Source organism: Staphylococcus sp. Z5-21, from assembly GCF_056529615.1.
The window spans coordinates 1,561,086-1,586,249 of record NZ_CP096462.1 but is presented as its reverse complement, the minus strand read 5'-3'; the positions used below and the strand labels follow the sequence as shown (position 1 = coordinate 1,586,249).

Below are 25,164 nucleotides of genomic sequence, written 5' to 3'. Positions count from 1 at the left end.
ATTTAAATATATAGCCCACGACGATTAGTAAATGGCAAAGTCGTGGGCTTTTAATATGACCAAATAGGGACTAAAAAAATATGTCCTTAAATTTCTCTTTTTGAAGATTTTGAAATGCGCTTTGTAAAAATAATATTTGAGATGATACCTATCACCGTCAAAATAATTAATGTTTTATGGTAAGGTGGTGCATATTTGAGTTTGATTATTTCTTGTCCTTTATCAACAGGAATGACAGTCATTATACCATTACCTTGCTTTACAGTGACTTTTTTATCTCCTTCATAGGCTTGCATCCCATCTCTATACGCCATTGGCAAGACTAAGTAGCCTGCATCATTTTTATGCTTATGAATCGTATAGCCATTACGTTGTTGTGTGACTTTAACAGCGTCTAATGAACTAGATGCATGGCGCAAGGTATGATAATCTTCGCCATATATGCCTTTAACATTCACTCGATACTTACCTTTAGACAATTTAAGATTAAGTTTTTCGTTTGCTTTAACCCTCATTGTGACTGGTGTTACAAAACGTCTATATTTATAAGATAACTCATTACGATGTTGATTGTATTCGTTAATACCAACGTCATGTTCCTTATCTGGAGAAAGTAATTCAACATCCATTTCAACGTACATATCTTTATATTTATTAGCAATAGACGAAGGCAATTGGTAACTTATACCACCATTGTCTTTTTCTATAATCAGTTGATGATTATCTAATCTATGTGCATCTTTTAGTGTTGCAGAAGCATCGGATAATAAGTTTTTATTCGGCTTGAACGATTGATTGGCTTCTGTATTATTGTCAAAAACGACACCTTGTAGCATGGCTTGTTCTTTATCTAAGGGTGATTTTAAATCATTCGCATTATAAACCTTATCTGTAATGTGTGCACTTGGATAATGGATTTGATTAACTGAATGTATAAATGATTCTTTTTTAGAATGATGAACTATATCTTTCTGTGTAAATCCATAGGGCATATTTAAATCATCAGGCCGACGAATACGGTCTTCTACATGCCATAAAGCCATTAAGTTGGCGCGATTAGATAATAAACGATACGTGCTGTTTTTATCTGTATGCATATTGATTTGTAGTGTTTTATCATAATATTTTAAAATATCGCCATCGAAAATACTTGAATATAAAGCAATGCCATTAAAATGGTAAATCATTGGTGAATTTAATCCATATTGAGACATATAATCGATACGATGTAATGGATCATCTTGCTGGTGGTTGATTGCATTTATTTTTTTGGCTAAAGCTGGGCTATGATAATCAGAGTCCTGTATGGCTTGTTTTGTAGATTCATATCTTTTCACATTATTATAGTAATCATTAGATAATATGAATGCTTGTTGAATTACAAATAAAACTATTATGGATACCTTAAACCAATGATTTTGTAATAAGTTTTTCTTAAATAATAATAAAGCGATAAATACCATAAGTATGAAACAAATAATCATCCATGACATTTTTTGATCTGTAACGATAATATTCATGACTAGCATGATGATACATACTGGAATGCAGGTTAAGATATAGGGTTTCAGAGTTAATTCCGATAGGTGCTGGATAAATAGGGCGATTAAGCCAGCAGACATGATTGCAAATATGTATACCCATCTACGTTCTGGAGTTGAAAATCCATTGAACATGCTATCGAAATGTGGTGTAAGTGACCCAATCAACATGATCCACGTAGCAATTGCAAATAATCTATAATAATAATGTTTGTATAGTTTAAAAGATAATAAAGCGACCACAGTTATTATAGACACTGTAATATAAAAACCATTTGTGAAAAAATGCTTTTGACGTGCGAAATCAGTGAACAGTGGAATTTTAAAATACGGGTTACTAACTCGATCGTTATTGAAAAATGAAGTAACGCCCGTATAAAAGCCCCAGATGCCTATTAAAGTACTTAAAATAACTGCAATAGGAATCAAAATAAGTTGTTGTTTCCGAGAAACCAAATCAGTTGGATGTAGAAAGATAAACCTATAAGCGACGTATGCTAGGAGGACAATCGCTTCGTAATAACTAAAATAAAAATTTGAAAATAAGGTTAGTGCAATGGCGAATATGAATAAACCAATTTTCTTTTCTTTATAAAATCGTTCAACACCTAGTAATGATAAAGGAAGGAAAATAAGTAAATCACCGTAATACGACCAAGTGAAATTAAAATAAATCACAGTCGTTGATGAAGCATAAAGCATTGCAGCAAGCAACGTAGCATAATTTTTAAATTTTAAATATTTAAAAAAGTAAAATGAAATGACAAACGTGACAACACCTTTGACAAAAGCAACAATAATTTGATTGCTTGCCCAATAACTTATTTGGTTAGGATGACTATTAAATAAAATCTCTGAAAACCAAACAAAAATGAAGTTAATCCATGTTAAAGGTGAGGTCGAATAATAATATGATAAGTCTTTAACATAATCGCCACCTAGCCCAAATGAGTGATCATAAAGTTGTTTGAATTGGCTAAAGTGTTCATAAAGGTACATTTGAAAGGGCATCATTTGCCTAAAACCGTCACCTGATCCACTAAATACATTACCTTGCGTTATATATCGATAGATGTACGGTGTAAATGTTAATAGTGCAACTAAAATGCCCATTGCTATAATACAAAATAATCTTGAAACTTTGTGAGACCAAAGTTTACGAAACATGGTTATACCTCATCTCCGACAAACTCCTTTTAAATTATGAATTTATTTGTTTTTATATCTCTTTCTCATAAACCATGATAGCGATCCTATAATGAAAATAATTGAAATAGCAGTAACCGTATACCAATATTTTGGACGATATTTGATTATGATTTCTTTGCTATCTTTTGAAACTGGCACGCCAGTCATCATATAATTCACATTTAATGGTTTAATTTTTTTGTTGTCGACATATGCAGTCATGCCTTCACGATACGGTATATTAATCGTAGCGATTCCTTTTTCGTGAGGACCTAACTTAACCTTCACGCCATTTTTAATATCTGTATAATGTCCATCGTTATTTTGCTTTGCATATGCTGATTTTAAATGATTGTAGTTTTCACCATGCAAACTTTGAATATCTAGATAGTAATTACCTGTTGGGCTTAGCCCAACATTTATATTACCATTTTTATCAGGTTGTGTTCTATAAAGTTGTGTATCCACACCTGTTCGATAAGTCGAATTGTTGTACAAGCGGTTATTTGTATAGTTATTTATTTGGACTGAAAAATTACTATCTGGTAGACCACGTTTGACTTTAATCGTTAAATAAAAGTCATGATAACGTTGTCTTAAATGTTTAGGTATATGAATTTGTACATGGCTATCGTTTTTAGAAGCATGTATTTGATGATTGCGTTTGTTATCTATATCTTTGTACGTGATACGAGTTTGATTTAATAAATTTGGTGCCTTTGCCGTATAAGATGCACCTTTATTATTTAAAATAACGCCATCCATCATTGCATGTTCTTTATCAATAGGGTTATGTAAATCATTTGAATTATACTTTTTATTAGAAACACGTACAGATGGTAAATTTAAAGTGTTTTCATAAATTTCATATTGACCATCGTTTTTAATCTTTTTGAAGTATGCAGGAATATTATGTTGATAGCGCTTGACCATTAGATATTTAATAGAAAATAAACTGCTCATATTTTGACGCCCATTGGTTGATTGATATCTACTCACTGATTCTTCTTGCATATTGATTTTTAGCTCATCATAGTAAAAATCTAATATGTGATGATCAAATATACTAGAATAGATACTTAGTCCTTTAAATTGTTGATACATGGGCGTATTGTCTTGTTCATTGACACGCCAATCTATGCGCTCATCTTCAAGTTTATGTGTATTCATATCTTTAACTAATTGCTGTTGTAATGGTGTGTTAAAAAGGCTTGCATTCACAAAATAAGCATTAGCACGTTTGACATGGTCTTCAAAATAAATTTGATTTCGTATAAATACAGTAGAAACTAAGACTGTTAAAATCATTATTGATAAAACAAATAAATGTGTAAGTTTAAGTTTGATATGAGATTCATTGATTAATAGAATTAAAAAGCCAATTAAACTCACTATGGGTGCGAACCAAACCCATGCTACAACATCATCATAATACCATGCACTTAAGCCAATAATACTTAATGAGATAACGGATGAAAAAATATAGTTTGGTATAGAAATTGTCCGAAAATATTTTACATATAAGCCAATTAAAACTGCAGAATTAAATGCTATTAAATAATGCCAACGTTTTTGTGGCGCTGAAAAGCCATTAAATATCTGATCGATAAAAGGAACAAAACTAGCACAAATTAATATAAGCGTAGAAATTGCAAATAATTTGAAATAATAATGTTTGTATAATTTGAATGATAATAACGCCTGACCAGTGATAAATAATATTACGATTAAATAATTATCATAAAAAACATTGGTATTTTGATTGAATGGCTCAAATAAATCTACATTACCGTCAAAAGGTGTGCGTCTATTATTAAAGAAACTTTGAATTGCTGGGAAAAAGAATGGAAGACTACATCCTAATCCAATAACTGATGCAATAAATAAAGACATGAAAGACTTGAACCTAGGAATGATATCAGCTTGATGTCTAAACACTAGTCTGATAGTTAAATAAATTAATCCAGTTAATAATTGATAATATGCAAAATAAAAATTATTGATTAATGTAATGGCTACTATAATGATAAAGAAACCAATCTTCCCACTTTTTAAAAAACGTTCGATTGACCACAATAACAACGGTAACCAAATAAAAACATCACTGAAAAATGGCCAATATACTGTGAACCTGAAATAGATTGGTGAAATTACAAAAATGAACGCAGCTAGAACGGCAATTTTTTTATTTAAAGCTATATAACGGACATATAGATAAGTCGCAAGCATTGCAAGCGCAGATTTAAAAATAGAAACAATGAGTGCATTGGTCATCCAAAACATAATATGAGTAGTATCCAGTGTTATAAACGTCTTTAATAAAACAATTACAATCACATTTATGATAAAAATAATATTTGTGGAGAAGTAATAGCTTAAGTCACTAAAAAAATCACCACCGAGTCCAAAATCTGAAGCATAAAAGAAATTACCATGATGCCAGTTATCAAATAGATACATTTGTATCGGCACCATTTGTTCCATACCATCATTAGGACCCGTGAATAAAACACCATCATGAATAAATCTATATATGATGTAACTATGGCCAACGACTGCCAATGTTACGAATAAACAAAGATATAATAATTTTTGTTTCATAGGCAATCTCCTATTTATTTGTTTAATATAATTCTATTGTATCTACATTTTTAGTATTTAGATAAAAATAACTATTATTATTTAGAAAAATTTTAATTTTGAATGTTAGGTTTTTAATTTTTACAAAGAAAGGTTAGAAATTCAAGTTATTGTTTAATGAATTATTGGTATTGTAAATAAAAATGAAAATATCATGCACTTGCTGTTTTTTTTGTTATAAAATTAAGAATGAACAGTGATTATCTAATTAATTTGTTTATAACACATGCACCAACGTGTTATGATGCTAAAGCAAACTAAACGGTATGAACGAATAAAATAATAAACAAAATTGATAAAAGTCATAAGTAATAGAAGGGTGAGATATATGGTAATTCAGTGGTATCCAGGTCATATGGCCAAAGCAAAAAGAGAAGTTTCAGAGCAATTAAAAAAAGTAGATGTTGTATTTGAACTTGTAGATGCGCGCATACCTTATAGTTCTAGAAATCCAATGATTGATGAGGTTATACAACAAAAGCCTAGAGTCGTTATTTTAAATAAAAAAGATATGGCAAATTTAAAAGAATTAGAGAAATGGGAATCATATTTTAAAGAAAAAGGCTTTTATCCAGTTGCAATTGATGCGAAGCATGGTAAAGGTCTAAAACAAGTTGAACAAACTGCTATCAAAGCAACCAAAGAAAAATTTGAAAAAGAAAAACAAAAAGGATTAAAACCACGTGCGATTAGAGCAATGATAGTAGGGATACCCAATGTAGGTAAATCAACATTGATTAATAAATTAGCTAATAAATCAATTGCAAAAACGGGTAACACGCCTGGTGTTACAAAGCAACAACAGTGGATTAAAGTAGGTCAATCGCTACAATTATTAGACACACCAGGTATATTATGGCCAAAATTTGAGGATCAATTGGTTGGAAAAAAACTAAGTGTTACGGGTGCAATCAAAGATAGTATTGTTCACTTAGATGAAGTGGCAATCTATGCGTTAGACTTTATGAAAGCACATGATTATGACGGTTTAATACAGCACTATAAAATAGATGTTTCAAAAGAAGCAGAAAATATAGAGTGGTTTGATGCGATAGGCCGTAGAAGAGGATTGTTAAGACGAGGTAATGAAATTGATTACGAAGCGGTCATAGATTTAATTATACACGAAGTGAGAAACGCTAAAATCGGTACGTATACATTTGATATTATTTCCGAAATGGACGTGTAATGGATTATGAGCGAAACGATAAAGGACATTAAAAGTAAGTTACAGCATATGCTGTCAATAAGTGAATTAGAGCGAAGTGAATATAATAATGATGCACGCAAAGGTGTGCAAAATGCAATGATACAAAGACGTAAACAATTAGAAAAAGAACAAGTGTTATTAGATAATTATGTGAAAATGACAGAATTTGAAAATAGCATCTTAGCAGAAAATCCAGACGCGCTTATTTGTGGTATAGATGAGGTGGGGCGTGGTCCATTAGTAGGTCCAGTTGTTACATGTGCAGTTATTTTAAATAAAAATCATCATTTCACAGGGTTAAATGATTCTAAAAAACTTTCAGCAAAACAAAGGCATTCAATCGAAGGTCAATTACTGAATGATGTGTATGCTTATGCATATGGATATGCTTCGGTGGAAGAAATAGATGAAATAAATATTTATGAGGCAACGAAATTAGCAATGCACAGAGCGATTGAAGGATTGAGAATTAAACCAACACATCTACTTGTAGATGCTATGACATTGGATATTGATATACCGCAAACATCTTTAATTAAAGGTGACGCTAGAAGTGTTTCGATAGCTGCTGCTAGTGTCTTAGCTAAAGAACACAGAGATCAATATATGCGAGATTTAGGTAGAAAATATCCAGGTTATGGTTTTGAAAACAATGTTGGATATGGTACGCAACAACATTTAGATGGAATTAAAAAATATGGCATTTTAAATGAACATCGAAAAACATTTGAACCAATTAAATCTTTGGTAAATTAATAGTTAAAATAAAATAATTGGATTAAGTAGGATAAATGAGTTTACAATAGCGCTTTCATTTCTTATAATTGAATATGAACTTAACCTAAGAAACAGGAGGATGGAGAATGAATATCCACGAGTATCAAGGTAAAGCAATATTTCGTTCTATGGGCGTTGCTGTCCCAGAAGGACGCGTAGCATATACTGCTGAAGAAGCAGTAGAAAAAGCAAAAGAATTAGATTCAAAAGTTTACGTGGTTAAAGCACAGATTCACGCAGGGGGCAGAGGGAAAGCAGGCGGTGTTAAAATCGCTAAATCTCTTTCTGAAGTTGAAACTTATGCTAAAGAATTGTTAGGTAAAACACTTGTTACACATCAAACTGGTCCAGAAGGTAAAGAAATTAAACGCCTTTACATAGAAGAGGGCTGCGATATTCAAAAAGAATATTATGTTGGTTTTGTCATCGATCGTGCGACAGATAGAGTTACTTTGATGGCTTCAGAAGAAGGCGGTACTGAAATTGAAGAGGTTGCTGCTAAAACACCTGAAAAAATATTCAAAGAAACAATTGATCCTGTTGTAGGATTGGCACCATATCAAGCTAGAAGAATTGCTTTTAACATTAATATTCCTAAAGAATCTATAAATAAAGCAGCTAAATTTTTAGTATCACTTTATAATGTTTTCATCGAAAAAGATTGCTCAATCGTTGAAATCAACCCACTTGTTACTACGGGTGAGGGTGAAGTTTTAGCATTAGATGCTAAAGTTAATTTTGATGATAACGCATTATTTAAACATAAAGATATTCAAGAATTACGTGATTTAGAAGAAGAAGATCCAAAAGAAACCGAAGCTTCTAAATACGATTTATCATATATCGCTTTAGATGGTGATATTGGTTGTATGGTTAACGGCGCTGGTTTAGCAATGGCAACTATGGATACAATCAATCACTTTGGCGGTAATCCGGCTAACTTCCTTGACGTAGGGGGCGGCGCAACTAAAGAAAAAGTTACTGAAGCATTTAAAATTATCTTAGGTGATGAAAATGTAAAAGGTATCTTTGTAAATATCTTTGGTGGCATTATGAAATGTGACATTATCGCTGAAGGTATTGTTGCTGCAGTTAAAGAAGTCGAGCTTACTTTACCACTTGTCGTACGTTTAGAAGGTACAAATGTTGAAAGAGGTAAAGAAATTCTTAAAGAATCTGGATTAGCAATTGAACCAGCAGCTACAATGGCTGAAGGCGCACAAAAAATCGTAAAACTTGTTAAAGAAGCATAAGGAAAGGATGGGAGCACGAAGATGAGCGTATTTATTGATAAAAATACAAAAGTAATTGTACAAGGTATCACAGGGTCAACTGCCCTTTTCCATACAAAACAAATGCTTGAATATGGTACACAAATTGTTGCTGGGGTAACTCCAGGTAAAGGCGGACAAGTTGTTGAAGGCGTTCCAGTATTCAATACAGTTGAAGAAGCACAAAAAGAAACAGGTGCAACAGTATCAGTTATTTATGTACCAGCACCATTTGCTGCTGATGCAATTTTAGAATGTATCGAAGCTGAACTAGATTTAGCTATTTGTATCACAGAACATATTCCTGTAATTGATATGGTTAAAGTAAAACGTTATTCAGAAGGTAAGAAAACACGTGTAGTAGGACCTAACTGTCCAGGTGTCATTACTGCTGATGAATGTAAAATTGGTATTATGCCAGGATACATCCATAAAAAAGGTCATGTAGGCGTTGTATCACGCTCTGGTACATTAACATATGAAGCGGTACATCAATTAACTGAAGAAGGTATCGGTCAAACGACTGCGGTTGGTATTGGTGGCGACCCAGTTAATGGTACAAACTTTATAGATGTATTAAAAGCATTTAATGAAGATGATGAAACTAAGGCTGTCGTTATGATTGGTGAAATCGGGGGTACTGCAGAAGAAGAAGCTGCTGAATGGATTAAAGCTAATATGACGAAACCTGTTGTAGGCTTCGTAGGCGGTCAAACAGCTCCTCCTGGTAAACGTATGGGCCATGCTGGTGCGATTATCTCAGGTGGTAAAGGAACTGCAGAAGAGAAAATTAAAACACTTAACAGTTGTGGTGTAAAAACAGCAGACACACCTTCTGAAATTGGTACAACTTTAATTGATGCAGCTAAAGAAGCTGGCATCTATGAACAATTATTGACTGTAAAATAATTTTATTTATTAAAAGTCAGCGCAAATTCCGATAGTATGTCGGAGTTTGTGCTTTTTTAGGTTGTATGAGCCGATATTAAAATTAAAAAAATGCATTTGATAAAGTACTTTATATAGTAGAAATGCGACCGCTAAATTAAAGATAAATAAAATTAATATCTCCAATTGAAACATCAGATGTTGTCAATTTAGAAATTTAAAATTACTCTTTAAAATCATATGACTTATTACGATCATTTGACAAAATTTTGTAATACGCAGCATATATATTTTATCGTATAATATGAGATATAAAGGAGTATGATAAATGAACGATTTAGACCTTTTAAAGCTTCGATTTGCTGGACTATCTACACAACAAATACATCGATTATTAAGATTTTCTCCCTCTTTTATGAAATATAGTAAGGTAGATAAACAATACATACTCAAACAATTTTTGGGAACAGTAAAAATAACTGCAAAAAATGAAAATGTATACCGATTATATGTGACAACTAATTTTGAAGTACTATTCAAACAATTAAAAGCATGGAAAGTTCATTTCATAACAATTAATCACCGTTTATATCCACAGTTATTGCGAGAAATTTATGATCCACCCCTAATCCTATTTTATCGCGGTAAGCTCACTTTAATGCAATCTCCTCGTACCCTAGCTATTATTGGATCTAGACAAGCGACACAATATACATGGCAATCACTTCAAACATTTTTTCCTTCATTTAAAAAACATCATTTGACGATAATATCAGGGCTTGCAAAAGGTGCAGATATGATGGCGCATCAACATGCTTTGTTATTTAAGTTACCTACAATTGCGGTATTAGGATTTGGACATATGCATCATTATCCGAAAGAAACTAAAGAGATAAGACAGCAAATTGAAAAAGATGGAATAGTTATAAGTGAATATCTCCCTCTCGAAAAGCCCAAAAGATACCATTTCCCAGAAAGGAATAGATTGATTAGTGGACTTTCTAAAGGTATCTTTATCACAGAATCTGCAGAAAATAGTGGCACAAGTATCACGACGCGATTTGCATTAGAACAAAATAGAGATGTGTATGTCTTACCTGGTACAATATTTAATAAAATGACATTAGGCAATTTGCGTAGTGCTCAAGAAGGTGCGAAAATTGTATTGAATGCGGATGATATATTAGAAGATTTTATTATATGAAAAGTAAATAACACACAACTTTAAAACAGATTTTATTTAACGCTTTGTTTTTTAATAATATATGAAAAAATACTGCTGATTGATAAAGTTTGGGATGAAATAACGGTATAAATTTAATCAAGTCAAAATTAAAAACATTGACAAAAACAAAATACACCGTTTATCATTTATCTTTGTAATTAGAAAATGCAAGGGGGTAACTACTTTGGCAGAAAATTTAGTCATAGTTGAATCGCCTGCAAAAGCTAAAACCATTGAAAAATATTTAGGTAAAAAATATAAAGTAATCGCATCAATGGGGCACGTTAGAGACTTGCCTCGTAGTCAAATGGGTGTAGATGCTGAAAATGATTATGAACCCAAATATATTACGATACGTGGTAAAGGTCCAGTTGTAAAAGAATTGAAAAAACATGCTAAGAAAGCGAAAAAAGTATTCTTAGCGAGTGACCCCGACCGTGAAGGTGAAGCTATTGCTTGGCATTTAGCGAATATATTAAACTTGGAAGATTCAACAGAAAATAGAGTAGTGTTTAATGAAATAACAAAAGATGCAGTAAAAGATAGTTTTAAACATCCAAGAGGCATCGAAATGGAACTCGTTGATGCGCAACAAGCACGACGTATTCTAGATCGTTTAGTCGGTTATAATATCTCACCTGTATTATGGAAAAAAGTTAAAAAAGGGTTATCTGCTGGTCGTGTACAATCTGTGGCATTAAGACTAGTTATAGATCGTGAAAATGAAATTAGAAATTTCAAACCAGAAGAATATTGGAAAATTGAAGGCGAATTTAGATATAAGAAAACAAAATTCACAGCTAAATTTCTTCATTTTAAAAATAAACCATTTAAATTAACTGAAAAAGCAGATGTTGAAAAAATTACTACGCAGTTAGATGGCGATCAGTTTGAAGTGACTAAAGTGACTAAAAAGGAAAAAACGCGTTATCCAGCTAATCCTTTTACAACGTCAACACTTCAACAAGAAGCAGCTCGTAAATTGAATTTCAAAGCACGTAAAACAATGATGTTAGCCCAACAACTATATGAAGGTATAGATTTGAAAAAGCAAGGTACAGTTGGTTTAATCACTTATATGCGTACAGATTCAACAAGAATCTCAGACCAAGCGAAATCAGAAGCGAAAAATTACATTCAAGAAACATATGGTAATGACTATACATCTAATCGAAAATCAAAAGGTCAAGGCGATCAAGATGCCCATGAAGCTATCAGACCGTCTAGTACTTTACGTACACCAAATGAAATGAAAAATTTCTTAACTAGAGATCAACATAGATTATATAAATTAATTTGGGAACGTTTTGTTGCCAGTCAAATGGCACCTGCAATTTTAGATACAGTTGCAATGGATTTGACGCAAAATGACATCAAATTCCGAGCAAATGGACAGACAATCAAATTTAAAGGTTTTATGACTTTATATGTTGAAACCAAAGATGACAGTGAAGATGGTAAAGATAACAAATTACCAAATATTGGTGAAGGTGAAATGGTTACAGCTACGAACATTGAACCATCACAACATTTTACTCAACCACCACCACGCTATACTGAAGCGCGTTTAGTGAAAACAATGGAAGAATTGAAAATTGGACGTCCTTCCACATATGCACCAACAATCGATACAATCCAGAAAAGAAATTATGTGAAAAATGAAAGTAAACGTTTTGTGCCAACTGAATTGGGCGAAATTGTTCATGAACAAGTTAAAGATTACTTCCCAGAAATTATCGATGTTGACTTTACAGTAAACATGGAAACATTATTGGATAAAGTTGCCGATGGTGAGATTGGCTGGAAAAAAGTGATTTCAGATTTTTACAGTAGTTTCAAACAGGATGTAGAACGCGCAGAAGAAGAAATGGAAAAAATAGAAATAAAAGATGAACCTGCTGGTGAAGACTGTGAAGTCTGTGGTTCACCTATGGTTATTAAAATGGGTCGTTATGGTAAATTCATGGCTTGTTCAAATTTCCCAGATTGTCGAAATACAAAAGCTATTGTTAAGACAATTGGTGTGACTTGTCCTAAGTGTAAAGAAGGCGACGTTGTAGAACGTAAATCTAAAAAGAATCGTATTTTTTATGGTTGTTCTAAATATCCAGAGTGTGATTTTGTAACTTGGGATAAACCGATAGGAAGAGATTGTCCTAAATGTGAGCATTACTTAGTTGAGAAAAAACAAGGACGTAAGAGCCAAGTAGTATGTTCAAATTGTGATTACAAAGAAGAAGAGCAAAAGTAATATAGTATAGCGAATTTACGCTTGCAATCGTATTTATGAAAGAAATAGTTTAAACAATAACAGCAACTTATGACACATATATATAATGTAGATGCATGTATTTATATTTATGATACGATGTCTAAGTTGCTTTTTAATTATGGGAGGAAATCGAATGACTCAAGTTGTAAATGTAGTAGGTGCTGGTTTGGCTGGTTCAGAAGCAGCATATCAATTAGCGCAACGAGGCGTAAAAGTAAATCTTATAGAAATGAGGCCGGTGAAACAGACACCTGCACATCATACCGATAAATTTGCAGAACTCGTATGTTCGAATTCACTACGAGGCAATGCTTTAACAAATGCTGTCGGTGTACTTAAAGAAGAAATGAGACAGTTAGATTCTTTAATTATCAGTGCAGCGGATAAAGCGCGTGTGCCTGCCGGTGGCGCTCTAGCAGTCGATCGACATGATTTTGCTGGCTATGTGACTGAAACATTAAAAAATCATCCAAATATCACAGTTTTAAATGAAGAAATTAATAGCATACCTGAAGGATATACGATTATTGCAACAGGTCCTCTAACGACAGACAAGTTAGCAAACGAAATTGTGGAGGCAACTGGAAAAGATCAGTTGTATTTCTATGACGCTGCGGCACCAATTATTGAAAAAGACAGTATTGATATGAATAAAGTGTATTTGAAATCCCGCTATGATAAAGGTGAAGCCGCATATTTGAATTGTCCTATGACAGAAGATGAGTTTAATACATTTTACGATGCGCTCATGGAAGCTGAAGTTGCACCTGTAAATGAATTTGAAAAAGAAAAATACTTTGAAGGTTGTATGCCATTTGAAGTAATGGCTGAACGTGGTAGAAAAACATTATTGTTCGGTCCAATGAAACCCGTGGGTCTCGAAGATCCTAAAACAGGCGAAAGACCATATGCTGTCGTACAACTACGCCAGGATGATGCTGCAGGAACACTATACAACATTGTAGGTTTCCAAACACATTTAAAATGGGGAGCTCAAAAAGATGTCATCAGATTAATTCCAGGATTAGAAAATGTTGAAATAGTTAGATATGGTGTCATGCACCGTAACACATTCATCAATTCGCCTGATGTTTTAACTGAAACTTATGAATTAAAAGGAAGAGAAGAACTTTATTTCGCAGGTCAAATGACTGGTGTTGAAGGATACGTAGAGAGTGCCGCTAGTGGACTCGTTGCAGGTATCAATGTAGCACATAAAATGCTTAACAAGGGAGAAGTCATTTTCCCTAGAGAAACAATGATAGGTAGCATGGCATATTATATTTCACATGCCAAAAATGAAAAAAACTTCCAACCAATGAATGCTAACTTTGGTTTACTACCAACATTGGAAAAGAAATTAAAAGATAAAAAATTACGTTATGAAAAATTAGCAGATCGTGCTTTAACATATTTAGATAATTATAAACAAACGCTATAAAATATTGTATTTTTATAATTCTTTCCGAAAATTTTGAAAGTTTTACTCAATTTAATAGTTATTTTTCGCAGACCCCTCTATCAATATGCTACAATTTATGTTGATGGAGGGGTTTTTATTGGAAAAAATCCAACAAGCGTATTTATATATGCTAAAAGTAGAAAAACAATTTTCAGAGCACACTTTAAAATCCTATCATGATGATTTAGAACAATTTAATGTTTTCTTAGCTCAAGAACATTTAGATTTGAATGCGTTTGAATACAAAGATGCTAGGAACTATCTCAGTTACTTATATTCAAAAAACTTGAAAAGAACCTCAGTTTCACGTAAAATTTCTACGCTGAGAAGTTTTTATGAATATTGGATGACACAAGATGAAGCGGTGGTAAATCCGTTCATACAATTGGTACATCCGAAAAAAGAACATTATTTACCACATTTTTTCTATGAAGAGGAAATGGAAGCATTATTTGACACGGTTGAAAATGATGCAAAAAAAGGCTTGCGAGATAGGGTAATCTTAGAACTACTTTATTCTACTGGTATTAGAGTTTCAGAGTTAGTGCATATAAAAGAACAAGACATAGATATGACGTCGCCAGGTGTAAAGGTATTAGGTAAGGGTGGCAAAGAACGTTTTATCCCCTTTGGCGAGTTTTGTAAACAAAGTATGGAACGATATTTAGCGTCATTCAAACCTAAATTAAATAGTGATCACGATTATTTATTAGTTAATATGAAAGGCGATCCTATCACTGAACGTGGCGTTCGTTATGTATTGAACGACGTAGTGAAACGAACGGCCGGTGTTACAGAGATACATCCTCATAAACTTAGACATACATTTGCGACACACATGTTAAACCAAGGTGCAGATTTAAGAACAGTGCAATCTTTGCTCGGTCACGTTAATCTGTCAACAACTGGTCGATATACACATGTGACAAATGAACAATTAAGAAAAGTATATTTAAATGCACATCCTCGTGCAAAAAAGGAGAATTAAATAATGAGTACATCTATACATGCAACAACAATATTTGCAGTACAACATAATGGACATGCAGCAATGGCTGGAGATGGTCAAGTTACTCTAGGTGAACAAGTCATCATGAAACAAACAGCGAGAAAAGTGAGACGTTTATATAATGATAAAGTATTAGCTGGTTTTGCTGGAAGTGTAGCAGATGCGTTCACTCTATTTGAAAAATTCGAAACAAAATTACAACAATTTAGTGGGAATTTAGAAAGAGCTGCAGTGGAATTAGCACAAGAGTGGAGAGGCGATAAACAATTACGTCAGCTAGAAGCTATGTTGATTGTAATGGATGAAACATCAATCTTAGTAGTTAGCGGTACAGGAGAAGTAATCGCACCAGATGATAATTTGATTGCAATTGGATCAGGTGGTAACTATGCGTTAAGTGCAGGTAGAGCGCTAAAACGTAATGCAACACATTTGTCTGCGAGCGAAATGGCTTATGAAAGTTTGAAAGTTGCTTCAGATATTTGTGTATTTACAAATGACCAAATTATAGTTGAGAATTTATAGCTGAGTAAATAAATTAATGAAAATGTCTAAATTTAGAATTAATTGGCAATAGTAAACATGTATAAATTATAAGTTGTTTTAAAGCACAAAATTAATGGAGGTAACGTATCATATGGAGACAAATGGAATAAAATTAACACCTAGAGATATTGTATCAAAACTTAATGAATATATTGTTGGTCAAGACGATGCTAAACGTAAGGTTGCAATTGCATTAAGAAATAGATATAGAAGAAGTCTATTAACTGAAGAAGAAAAACAAGAGGTCGCACCTAAAAATATTTTGATGATTGGACCTACGGGTGTAGGTAAAACGGAAATTGCAAGACGTATGGCTAGAGTAGTTGGCGCTCCATTTATTAAAGTTGAAGCAACTAAATTTACAGAAGTAGGTTATGTTGGACGTGATGTAGAAAGCATGGTTAGAGACCTTGTAGATGTTGCTGTTAGACTTGTAAAAGATCAAAAAAAGGCATTGGTACAAGATGAAGCCCAAGATAAAGCGAATGAAAAGTTAGTGAAATTGTTAGTACCTAGTATGAAGAAAAAAGCTAATAACAATACGAACAGTAATAACCCATTGGAATCTTTATTTGGTGGTTCAATCCCTAATTTTGGTCAAAATAATGATGACGAAGAAGAAACACCTACTGATGAAGTGAAAACGAAACGTGCAGAAATTAAGCAACAATTATTAAATGGTCAATTAGAAGATGAGAAGGTACGCTTAAAAGTTGAACAAGATCCAGCTGCTATGGGCATGTTAGGTACGAACCAAAACCAACAAATGCAAGACATGATGAACCAATTAATGCCTAAGAAAAAAGTTGAAAGAGAAGTTCCAGTTAAAACTGCACGTAAGATATTAACTGATGAATTTGCTGATGAATTGATTGATCAAGAAACAGCTAACCAAGAAGCTATTGAATTAGCTGAACAAATGGGCATTATATTTATTGATGAAATAGATAAGGTTGCGACAAATAATCAAAATTCAGGGCAAGATGTATCTCGCCAAGGTGTTCAAAGAGATATATTACCAATTCTTGAAGGTAGCATGGTTCAAACAAAGTATGGTACTGTTAACACTGAACATATGCTATTTATTGGTGCTGGAGCATTCCACGTGTCTAAACCAAGTGATTTAATTCCAGAGTTGCAAGGCCGTTTTCCAATTCGCGTTGAACTAGAAAGTCTTTCAGTTGAAGATTTTGTTCGAATCTTGACGGAACCTAAATTATCACTTATCAAACAGTATGAAGCGTTACTACAAACAGAACAAGTAACGGTTAAATTTACAGATGAAGCAATTAAACGATTAGCAGAAATTGCATTCCAAGTAAACCAAGATACTGATAACATTGGTGCACGTCGATTGCATACTATACTTGAAAAAATGCTAGAAGATTTATCATTCGAAGCACCAAGTATGCCCGATGCGGTTGTAGATATTACACCACAATATGTTGATGATAAGTTGAAATCAATTTCAACAAACAAAGATTTAAGTGCATTTATTTTATAATATAAATATAAAGGAGTAGGAATATGAGCTTATTATCAAAAACGAGAGAATTAAATACACTTTTGCAAAAGCATAAAGGTATTGCGGTAGATTTTAAAGATGTAGCACAAACGATAAGTAGTGTGACAATAACAAATGTTTTTATAGTTTCAAGAAAAGGTAAAATTTTAGGTTCGAATTTAAATGAATTATTAAAAAATGAACGTATCATCGAAATGTTAGAAAATAGACATATCCCTGTAGAATATACAGATCAATTGATGGATGTGAAAGAAACACAATCCAATATTGGTATTGATAATGTACTAACTGTTTTCCCACCTGAAAATAATGATTTATTCGGTGATAGCAGAACAACAATTTTCCCAATTTTAGGTGGTGGCGAAAGACTTGGTACATTAGTTCTAGGACGTGTGACAGAAGATTTTTCTGAAAACGACTTGGTATTAGGTGAATACGCAGCTACAGTTATCGGTATGGAAATATTACGTGAAAAACATAATGAAGTAGAACAAGAGGCAAGAGATAAAGCAGCTATTAGTATGGCGATCAACTCATTATCATATTCTGAAAGTGAAGCGATTGAACATATATTTGAAGAACTAGGTGGTAAAGAAGGCTTACTAATCGCTTCAAAAGTTGCAGATAGAGTCGGCATTACACGTTCAGTTATTGTAAATGCCTTGCGTAAACTAGAAAGTGCGGGTGTAATCGAATCTCGTTCATTAGGTATGAAGGGTACATTTATTAAAGTTAAAAAAGACAAGTTCTTAGATGAACTAGAAAGAATCAAATAAAATTTTATTGCGTAACGACTTAATTGAGAACGACTAATAGATGGGCTTAGTCGTTCTTTATAATGTGTAAATTAATGGACAAAAACTATTGATTTGCATAGGTAAATATGATATATTTATTGACGGCTATGAAGCCAATACACACACAGAAAGTTAAAGTATAAAGGGTGCGATATTTAATTGTCGTGTTTATATGAGCTTTTTGTGGAGGTAATAAACCAATAGGAGGAATTTATTATGGCAGTAATTTCAATGAAACAATTGCTAGAAGCAGGTGTTCACTTCGGTCACCAAACACGCCGTTGGAACCCAAAAATGAAAAGATACATTTTCACTGAGAGAAACGGTATTTACATTATCGATTTACAAAAAACAGTGAAAAAAGTAGAAGAAGCTTATAACTTCATTAAACAAGTATCAGAAGATGGCGGAAAAGTTTTATTCGTTGGTACGAAAAAACAAGCACAAGATTCAGTTAAAGCTGAAGCAGAACGTGCTGGTCAATTCTATGTAAACCAAAGATGGTTAGGTGGAATCTTAACTAACTATAAAACAATTTCTAAACGTATTAAACGTATCTCTGAAATTGAAAAAATGGAAGAAGATGGCTTATTCGAAGTATTACCTAAAAAAGAAGTTGTAGAACTTAAAAAAGAATATGACCGTTTAATTAAATTCTTAGGCGGAATTCGTGATATGAAATCTATGCCTCAAGCATTGTTCGTTGTTGACCCTCGTAAAGAGCGCAACGCAATTGCTGAAGCACGTAAATTACACATCCCAATCGTTGGTATTGTAGATACTAACTGTGATCCAGATGAAATTGATTACGTTATCCCTGCAAACGATGATGCTATCCGTGCCGTTAAATTATTAACTGGTAAAATGGCAGATGCAATCTTAGAAGGTCAACAAGGTGTATCAAATGAAGAAGTAGCAGCTGAACAAAATATTGATTTAGATGAATCAAAAGAAGCTACTGAAGCAGAAACAACTGAAGAAAACACTTCTGTTGAATCAAACTAAGAATAATGTAAAATGGGTGATAAGATATTGAAGCTTATCACCTTTTTTTAAAATAAATAAAATAAAATTCATTAAATAATGGAGGAATTTGAAATGGCAATTTCAGCTAAACTTGTAAAAGAATTACGTGAAAAAACTGGCGCTGGTATGATGGACTGTAAAAAAGCGTTAACAGAAACTGATGGTGACATCGATAAAGCGGTAGACTTCCTACGTGAAAAAGGTATCGCTAAAGCTGCTAAAAAATCTGACCGTATTGCGGCAGAAGGTTTAGTACACGTTGAAGAAAGAGGAAACGAAGCAGCAATTGTTGAAATCAATTCTGAAACTGACTTCGTTGCTCGTAATGAAGGTTTCCAACAATTAGTGAAAGAAATTGCTATCCAAGTATTAGATACTAAAGCAGAAACAGTTGAAGCACTTTTAGAAACTAACTTACCAGATGGTAAATCAGTTGACCAACGTGTTAAAGAAGCTATCTCAACTATCGGTGAAAAATTAAGTATCCGTCGTTTTGCTGTTAGAACTAAAACAGACAACGATTCATTCGGTGCTTATTTACACATGGGTGGACGTATTGGTGTATTAACTGTAGTTGAAGGTTCTACTGATGCTGAAGCAGCTAAAGATGTTGCAATGCACATTGCTGCAATCAACCCTAAATATGTTTCATCTGAACAAGTAAGCGAAGATGAAATCGCTCATGAAAGAGATGTTTTAAAACAACAAGCTCTAAATGAAGGTAAACCAGAAAATATCGTTGAAAAAATGGTTGAAGGTCGTTTACGTAAATATCTACAAGAAATTTGTGCAGTTGACCAAAACTTTGTAAAAGATCCTGATCAAACAGTTGAAGCTTTCTTAAAATCTAAAGGTGGTAAACTAGTTGACTTCGTACGTTATGAAGTAGGCGAAGGCATGGAAAAACGTGAAGAAAACTTTGCTGACGAAGTTAAAGGACAAATGAAATAATTTTTCATAAGTTAAAACAAGGAAGAAGACACCTTTTGTGCTCCGTATGAAAGATTCACTTTTGTATTGGAAGACCTATTGTGTCTTCTTTACTTGTATAATTTACATATTTTTACAATAGAGAGGATAAGACAATGGCTCAAACTTCTAAATACGAACGTGTTGTATTAAAATTAAGTGGCGAAGCACTCGCAGGTGACGATGGATTTGGAATTAACCCAATTATAATCAAAAGTATTGCAGAACAAGTAGCTGAAGTAGCTAAATTGGACTGTGAAATTGCAGTTATCGTTGGTGGCGGTAATATTTGGAGAGGTAAAACTGGTAGCGATTTAGGCATGGATCGTGGTACAGCAGACTACATGGGTATGTTAGCTACAGTAATGAATGCATTAGCTTTACAAGATAGCCTCGAACAATTAGAATGTGACACACGTGTTTTAACTTCAATAGAAATGAAACAAGTTGCAGAACCTTATATTCGTCGTCGTGCAATCAGACATTTAGAAAAAAATCGTGTGGTCATCTTTGCAGCCGGTATAGGTAACCCTTACTTCTCTACTGACACAACTGCAGCATTGCGTGCAGCTGAAGTTGAAGCTGATGTTATCTTAATGGGCAAAAATAATGTCGACGGTGTTTATTCTGCTGATCCGAAAGTAGATCCAAATGCAATCAAATATGAGCACCTAACGCATATCCAAATGTTACAAGAAGGTTTACAAGTTATGGATTCAACAGCTTCATCATTCTGCATGGATAATAATATTCCATTAAATGTATTTTCAATAACTGAAGAAGGTAATATTAAACGCGCTGTCATGGGTGAAAAAATAGGAACATTGATTACAAAATAATTAGAGGTGTATGACTATGAGTGACATTATTAATGAAACGAAATCAAAAATGCAAAAATCAATAGACAATCTTTCAAGAGAATTAGCTAATATCAGTGCTGGTAGAGCGAATTCAAACTTATTAAATGGTGTAAATGTTGATTATTACGGTGCGCCAACACCAGTTCAACAACTTGCTAGTATTAGTGTGCCAGAAGCACGTTTATTAGTCATTTCTCCATATGATAAATCATCAGTTGGCAATATTGAAAAAGCAATCAATGCAGCTAACTTAGGTGTTAATCCTTCAAGTGATGGAGAAGTTATCCGTATCAGTGTACCAGCATTAACTGAAGAACGTCGTAAAGAGCTTGTTAAAGATGTTAAAAAAATTGGCGAAGACGCTAAAGTTGCAGTAAGAAATGTGCGTCGTGACTCAAACGATGAGCTTAAAAAACAACAAAAAAATTCTGACATCACTGAAGATGATTTAAGAACACAAACAGATGATGTACAAAAATTAACTGACGATTCAATTAAAGAAGTTGAAAAATTGTTAGAAGAAAAAGAACAAGATATTATGTCAGTATAAACATGGTAATGATGATAATGGCTTCAATCATTAAGGCGATATAATTGAACTTATATTGTTGCTGATTAAGAGGCTAATCATATTCTTATCTGAACTGTATCAAATCAGACTTTGGTACAGTTTTTTTATTTGTTTATTCAATGCAACAATCTAGTATGATAAAATGGTAGATAATTGCATCTAGAACCTATTATAATAAACATAGATGATCACGCTCGGAGGAAATACCATGTTTAAAAAGTTAATTAAAAAAAATAAAAATCAGCCAATCCAATCAGAGTTTGGCTTGGACTTACATAACATACCTGAACATGTTGCTATAATCATGGACGGTAATGGTCGCTGGGCAAAACAAAGAAAATTGCCTAGAATTAAAGGTCACTATCAAGGTATGCAAACAGTTAAAAAAATCACAAAAGTTGCTAGTGATATTGGAATTAAATATTTAACATTGTATGCATTTTCTACAGAAAATTGGACTAGACCTGAAAATGAAGTCAATTATATCATGAACTTGCCAGTTAACTTTTTAAAAACATTTCTACCAGAGTTGATAGAAAATAATGTAAAAGTCGAGACAATTGGTTTTATGGAATATTTGCCATCATCTACACTCAAAGCAATCGCTAAAGCCAAAGAAGATACTAAAGATAATACAGGTTTAAAATTAATCTTCGCGATTAATTATGGTGGTCGTGCTGAAATATTAAACAGTGTGAAAACAATCTATGATGAACTAACTGCTAAAGGATTAACTAGTGATGACATTACAGAACAGATGATTGATGATCATTTGATGACACATGCCTATCCTGACCCAGATCTTTTGATAAGAACATCAGGTGAACAAAGAATAAGCAATTTCCTTATTTGGCAAGTATCTTACAGTGAATTTATTTTCAATGAAAAGCTATGGCCAGATTTCGATAAAGAAGAATTAATAAATTGTATTAAAATTTATCAATCAAGGCAGCGCCGATTTGGTGGATTATAAATAGTTAGGAGAATAGTATGAAAGTTAGAACTTTAACGGCAATTATAGCACTTATCGTTTTCCTCCCAGTTTTACTTAAGGGTGGCCTTATTCTAATGCTATTTTCATATTTATTGGCATTCATCGCTTTAAAAGAATTGCTTAATATGAATATGATTAAGTTCTTATCAATACCAGGGATAATTAGTGCATTAGGTATTTTAATCATTATGTTACCTCAAGACGCGGGGAGCTGGGTTAACGACCTTCAATTAAAATCGTTAATAGCAATGAGTTTTATTTTATTAAGTTATACAGTACTTTCTAAAAATAGATTCAGCTTTATGGATGCGGCATTTTGTCTAATGTCCATCGCATATGTAGGTATCGGATTTATGTATTTATATGAAACACGCTCAGAGGGTTTACATTACATATTATTTGCGTTTTTAGTGGTTTGGTTAACTGATACAGGTGCGTATATTTTTGGTAGATTGATGGGTAAACACAAATTATGGCCAGTCATTAGCCCTAACAAAACTGTTGAAGGCTTTGTAGGTGGTTTGATTTGTAGTTTAATCGTACCGCTAGTAATGATGATCTTTGTAGATTTCAATATCGCACTATGGTTATTGCTAATCATTACGATTATTTTAAGCATGTTTGGTCAATTGGGTGACTTAGTAGAGTCAGGGTTCAAGCGTCACTTTGGCGTAAAAGATTCTGGAAGAATTTTACCAGGTCACGGTGGCATTTTAGATCGTTTTGATAGTTTTATGTTTGTCTTACCATTATTAAATATTTTATTAATTCAAATATAATACATTTACGATATGACTTTTATAATTTTATAAAAATGCGAAAGGAGTTAATGGATTGAAATAACTGGTTATTTAATAACAGTTAATGATATTCTTAACTCCTTTTGACAAGGTCGAAAGATTTCACAATGCTAAATTAAATTTTCAATATTTATAAGTTAGCATGTTGATAACTGTTGAATAAAAATGATTAGAGTTACGTGTATGACAAAGTATAGTTGTGGTATACTTTTATAACTTAAAGTTGGTAGTATACATTACTGACACATTGCATGTTATCCAACATGCAGTTAATTTATTAAGAAAATATGAGGTGTATCAAATTGAGTTTTCTAGTAACAATTATTTCTTTTATCATTGTTTTTGGTGTCCTCGTAACCGTACATGAATATGGGCATATGTTTTTTGCTAAACGCGCAGGAATTATGTGTCCAGAATTTGCTATTGGTATGGGACCTAAAATATTTAGTTTTAGAAAAAATGAAACATTATATACGATACGACTATTACCAGTTGGTGGTTATGTGCGTATGGCTGGTGATGGTTTGGAAGAACCGCCGGTACAACCAGGTATGCATGTTAAAATAAAATTGAATGATAAAGATGAAATTACACATATCATTTTGGATGACCAACATAAATTCCAACAAATTGAAGCGATAGAAGTGAAACAATGTGATTTTAAAGATGGCTTGTATATCGAAGGTGTAACGCCTTATGATCAAGAACGTCATAGGTATAATATTGCTAAAAAATCATATTTTGTTGAAAATGGTAGCTTAATTCAAATTGCACCAAAAGATAGACAATTCACGTATAAAAAGCCTTATCAAAAGTTTTTAACATTATTTGCTGGACCACTATTTAACTTCTTACTTACATTGGTATTATTTATCGGTCTTGCGTATTATCAAGGGACACCGACAAATGGCATTGATGAAGTCATGAAAGATTCACCGGCACAACAAGCTGGTCTTAAATCTGGTGATAAAATTGTTAAATTAGATGATAAAAAAATTGAAAATAAAGGTGATATAGATAGTGTTGTAAAAAATATTAAAGATAATAAGACAGAAGTTACGGTTGAACGTGATGGAAAAACACATACGATGGATATCAAGCCTAAAAAAGTAGAACAAAAAGTAACGAAAACTAATACACAAACTAGATATTTATTAGGCTATAGTGCAAGTACCGAACATACAATATTTAAACCAATTGCAGCTGGTGTTGAACGATCACTAGAGGCGGGTAAATTAATATTTACAGCTATTGTAAGTATGATTGCCAGCATATTTACTGGTCATTTTTCTTTCGATATGCTAAACGGACCAGTTGGTATATATCACACTGTGGATTCAGTAGTTAAAACAGGTATCATTAATTTAATTTCTTGGACGGCACTATTAAGTGTTAATCTAGGCTTAATGAACTTGTTACCAATACCTGCACTAGACGGTGGCCGTATTTTATTCGTCATATATGAAGCGATATTTAGAAAACCGGTTAATAAGAAAGCCGAAACAACAATTATTGCGATTGGTGCTGTTTTTGTACTTATTATAATGGTCTTAGTGACATGGAACGATATTCAACGTTATTTCTTATAAAAGG

Annotated in this window: 20 protein-coding genes; 18 read left to right on the top strand and 2 right to left on the bottom strand. The window is 32.9% G+C overall.

Annotated elements, in window-relative coordinates; translation table 11 throughout:
• Nucleotides 1–86 precede the first annotated feature (86 nt).
• Both M1D64_RS07775 and M1D64_RS07770 read right to left on the bottom strand, forming a co-directional pair.
• Entirely contained in the window at nt 87–2,708 is a 2,622-nt protein-coding gene (locus M1D64_RS07775) for a YfhO family protein (RefSeq protein WP_129303515.1), read from the bottom strand.
• A 42-nt stretch (nt 2,709–2,750) separates the two neighbouring features.
• Nucleotides 2,751–5,330, bottom strand: coding sequence for a YfhO family protein (locus tag M1D64_RS07770; protein WP_129303516.1), 2,580 nt, complete (start codon nt 5,328–5,330; stop codon nt 2,751–2,753).
• A gap of 367 nt (nt 5,331–5,697) precedes the next feature.
• Here M1D64_RS07770 and ylqF point away from each other — a divergent pair, with 367 nt between their 5' ends.
• From ylqF to rseP, 18 genes are all read left to right on the top strand, one after another.
• Nucleotides 5,698–6,558: a ribosome biogenesis GTPase YlqF gene (gene ylqF / locus M1D64_RS07765; RefSeq protein ID WP_069795372.1), complete on the top strand. Its 861-nt coding sequence runs from the start codon at nt 5,698–5,700 to the stop codon at nt 6,556–6,558.
• 6 nt (nt 6,559–6,564) lie between these two features.
• Entirely contained in the window at nt 6,565–7,335 is a 771-nt protein-coding gene (locus tag M1D64_RS07760) for a ribonuclease HII (RefSeq protein ID WP_037538550.1), read from the top strand.
• A 107-nt stretch (nt 7,336–7,442) separates the two neighbouring features.
• Nucleotides 7,443–8,609, top strand: a complete 1,167-nt coding sequence (sucC, locus tag M1D64_RS07755; RefSeq protein WP_002483476.1) for an ADP-forming succinate--CoA ligase subunit beta — start codon at nt 7,443–7,445, stop codon at nt 8,607–8,609.
• A gap of 21 nt (nt 8,610–8,630) precedes the next feature.
• On the top strand, nt 8,631–9,536 hold the full coding sequence (gene sucD, locus M1D64_RS07750; protein ID WP_002483475.1) for a succinate--CoA ligase subunit alpha: 906 nt from the start codon (nt 8,631–8,633) through the stop codon (nt 9,534–9,536).
• A gap of 307 nt (nt 9,537–9,843) precedes the next feature.
• Nucleotides 9,844–10,719 (top strand): DNA-processing protein DprA, encoded by an 876-nt coding sequence (gene dprA / locus M1D64_RS07745; RefSeq protein WP_069821932.1) that lies wholly within the window; start codon nt 9,844–9,846, stop codon nt 10,717–10,719.
• A 205-nt stretch (nt 10,720–10,924) separates the two neighbouring features.
• The gene (gene topA / locus M1D64_RS07740) at nt 10,925–12,991 is read left to right on the top strand and encodes a type I DNA topoisomerase (RefSeq protein WP_002483473.1); all 2,067 of its coding nucleotides are present in this window, start codon (nt 10,925–10,927) and stop codon (nt 12,989–12,991) included.
• Between the two features lie 154 nt (nt 12,992–13,145).
• Nucleotides 13,146–14,453 (top strand): FADH(2)-oxidizing methylenetetrahydrofolate--tRNA-(uracil(54)-C(5))-methyltransferase TrmFO, encoded by a 1,308-nt coding sequence (trmFO, locus tag M1D64_RS07735; protein WP_041080450.1) that lies wholly within the window; start codon nt 13,146–13,148, stop codon nt 14,451–14,453.
• A gap of 118 nt (nt 14,454–14,571) precedes the next feature.
• Nucleotides 14,572–15,462 carry a tyrosine recombinase XerC gene (xerC, locus tag M1D64_RS07730; protein ID WP_037538546.1) on the top strand — a complete coding sequence of 297 codons (891 nt, stop codon included), beginning with the start codon at nt 14,572–14,574 and terminating at the stop codon, nt 15,460–15,462.
• Between the two features lie 3 nt (nt 15,463–15,465).
• Complete coding sequence (hslV, locus tag M1D64_RS07725; RefSeq protein WP_041080451.1) at nt 15,466–16,008, top strand: ATP-dependent protease subunit HslV; 543 nt, start codon at nt 15,466–15,468, stop codon at nt 16,006–16,008.
• Between the two features lie 112 nt (nt 16,009–16,120).
• Entirely contained in the window at nt 16,121–17,533 is a 1,413-nt protein-coding gene (hslU, locus tag M1D64_RS07720; RefSeq protein WP_002483469.1) for an ATP-dependent protease ATPase subunit HslU, read from the top strand.
• A gap of 23 nt (nt 17,534–17,556) precedes the next feature.
• Entirely contained in the window at nt 17,557–18,330 is a 774-nt protein-coding gene (codY, locus tag M1D64_RS07715) for a GTP-sensing pleiotropic transcriptional regulator CodY (protein ID WP_002483468.1), read from the top strand.
• Nucleotides 18,331–18,567: 237 nt separating this feature from the next.
• Nucleotides 18,568–19,356, top strand: a complete 789-nt coding sequence (rpsB, locus tag M1D64_RS07710; protein ID WP_002483467.1) for a 30S ribosomal protein S2 — start codon at nt 18,568–18,570, stop codon at nt 19,354–19,356.
• A gap of 93 nt (nt 19,357–19,449) precedes the next feature.
• Nucleotides 19,450–20,328, top strand: coding sequence for a translation elongation factor Ts (tsf, locus tag M1D64_RS07705; protein WP_037538543.1), 879 nt, complete (start codon nt 19,450–19,452; stop codon nt 20,326–20,328).
• 134 nt (nt 20,329–20,462) lie between these two features.
• Nucleotides 20,463–21,185 carry a UMP kinase gene (pyrH, locus tag M1D64_RS07700; protein WP_002483465.1) on the top strand — a complete coding sequence of 241 codons (723 nt, stop codon included), beginning with the start codon at nt 20,463–20,465 and terminating at the stop codon, nt 21,183–21,185.
• Nucleotides 21,186–21,201: 16 nt separating this feature from the next.
• Nucleotides 21,202–21,756: a ribosome recycling factor gene (frr, locus tag M1D64_RS07695; RefSeq protein ID WP_002483464.1), complete on the top strand. Its 555-nt coding sequence runs from the start codon at nt 21,202–21,204 to the stop codon at nt 21,754–21,756.
• 229 nt (nt 21,757–21,985) lie between these two features.
• Nucleotides 21,986–22,750 (top strand): isoprenyl transferase, encoded by a 765-nt coding sequence (locus M1D64_RS07690; protein ID WP_011303261.1) that lies wholly within the window; start codon nt 21,986–21,988, stop codon nt 22,748–22,750.
• 17 nt (nt 22,751–22,767) lie between these two features.
• The gene (locus M1D64_RS07685; RefSeq protein ID WP_002483462.1) at nt 22,768–23,550 is read left to right on the top strand and encodes a phosphatidate cytidylyltransferase; all 783 of its coding nucleotides are present in this window, start codon (nt 22,768–22,770) and stop codon (nt 23,548–23,550) included.
• A gap of 323 nt (nt 23,551–23,873) precedes the next feature.
• Nucleotides 23,874–25,160 carry an RIP metalloprotease RseP gene (gene rseP / locus M1D64_RS07680; protein ID WP_037538541.1) on the top strand — a complete coding sequence of 429 codons (1,287 nt, stop codon included), beginning with the start codon at nt 23,874–23,876 and terminating at the stop codon, nt 25,158–25,160.
• Nucleotides 25,161–25,164 lie beyond the last annotated feature (4 nt).

Bases quoted from the DNA above. Each gene is read 5' to 3' on its own strand.
- dprA (WP_069821932.1), top strand. From the start codon at position 9,844: ATGAACGATTTAGACCTTTTAAAGCTTCGATTTGCTGGACTATCTACA.
- sucC (WP_002483476.1), top strand. From the start codon at position 7,443: ATGAATATCCACGAGTATCAAGGTAAAGCAATATTTCGTTCTATGGGC.
- M1D64_RS07775 (WP_129303515.1), bottom strand. From the start codon at position 2,708: ATGTTTCGTAAACTTTGGTCTCACAAAGTTTCAAGATTATTTTGTATT.
- ylqF (WP_069795372.1), top strand. From the start codon at position 5,698: ATGGTAATTCAGTGGTATCCAGGTCATATGGCCAAAGCAAAAAGAGAA.
- tsf (WP_037538543.1), top strand. From the start codon at position 19,450: ATGGCAATTTCAGCTAAACTTGTAAAAGAATTACGTGAAAAAACTGGC.
- rpsB (WP_002483467.1), top strand. From the start codon at position 18,568: ATGGCAGTAATTTCAATGAAACAATTGCTAGAAGCAGGTGTTCACTTC.
- M1D64_RS07690 (WP_011303261.1), top strand. From the start codon at position 21,986: ATGTTTAAAAAGTTAATTAAAAAAAATAAAAATCAGCCAATCCAATCA.
- pyrH (WP_002483465.1), top strand. From the start codon at position 20,463: ATGGCTCAAACTTCTAAATACGAACGTGTTGTATTAAAATTAAGTGGC.
- trmFO (WP_041080450.1), top strand. From the start codon at position 13,146: ATGACTCAAGTTGTAAATGTAGTAGGTGCTGGTTTGGCTGGTTCAGAA.
- M1D64_RS07685 (WP_002483462.1), top strand. From the start codon at position 22,768: ATGAAAGTTAGAACTTTAACGGCAATTATAGCACTTATCGTTTTCCTC.
- hslV (WP_041080451.1), top strand. From the start codon at position 15,466: ATGAGTACATCTATACATGCAACAACAATATTTGCAGTACAACATAAT.
- sucD (WP_002483475.1), top strand. From the start codon at position 8,631: ATGAGCGTATTTATTGATAAAAATACAAAAGTAATTGTACAAGGTATC.
- frr (WP_002483464.1), top strand. From the start codon at position 21,202: ATGAGTGACATTATTAATGAAACGAAATCAAAAATGCAAAAATCAATA.
- codY (WP_002483468.1), top strand. From the start codon at position 17,557: ATGAGCTTATTATCAAAAACGAGAGAATTAAATACACTTTTGCAAAAG.
- M1D64_RS07770 (WP_129303516.1), bottom strand. From the start codon at position 5,330: ATGAAACAAAAATTATTATATCTTTGTTTATTCGTAACATTGGCAGTC.
- M1D64_RS07760 (WP_037538550.1), top strand. From the start codon at position 6,565: ATGAGCGAAACGATAAAGGACATTAAAAGTAAGTTACAGCATATGCTG.
- hslU (WP_002483469.1), top strand. From the start codon at position 16,121: ATGGAGACAAATGGAATAAAATTAACACCTAGAGATATTGTATCAAAA.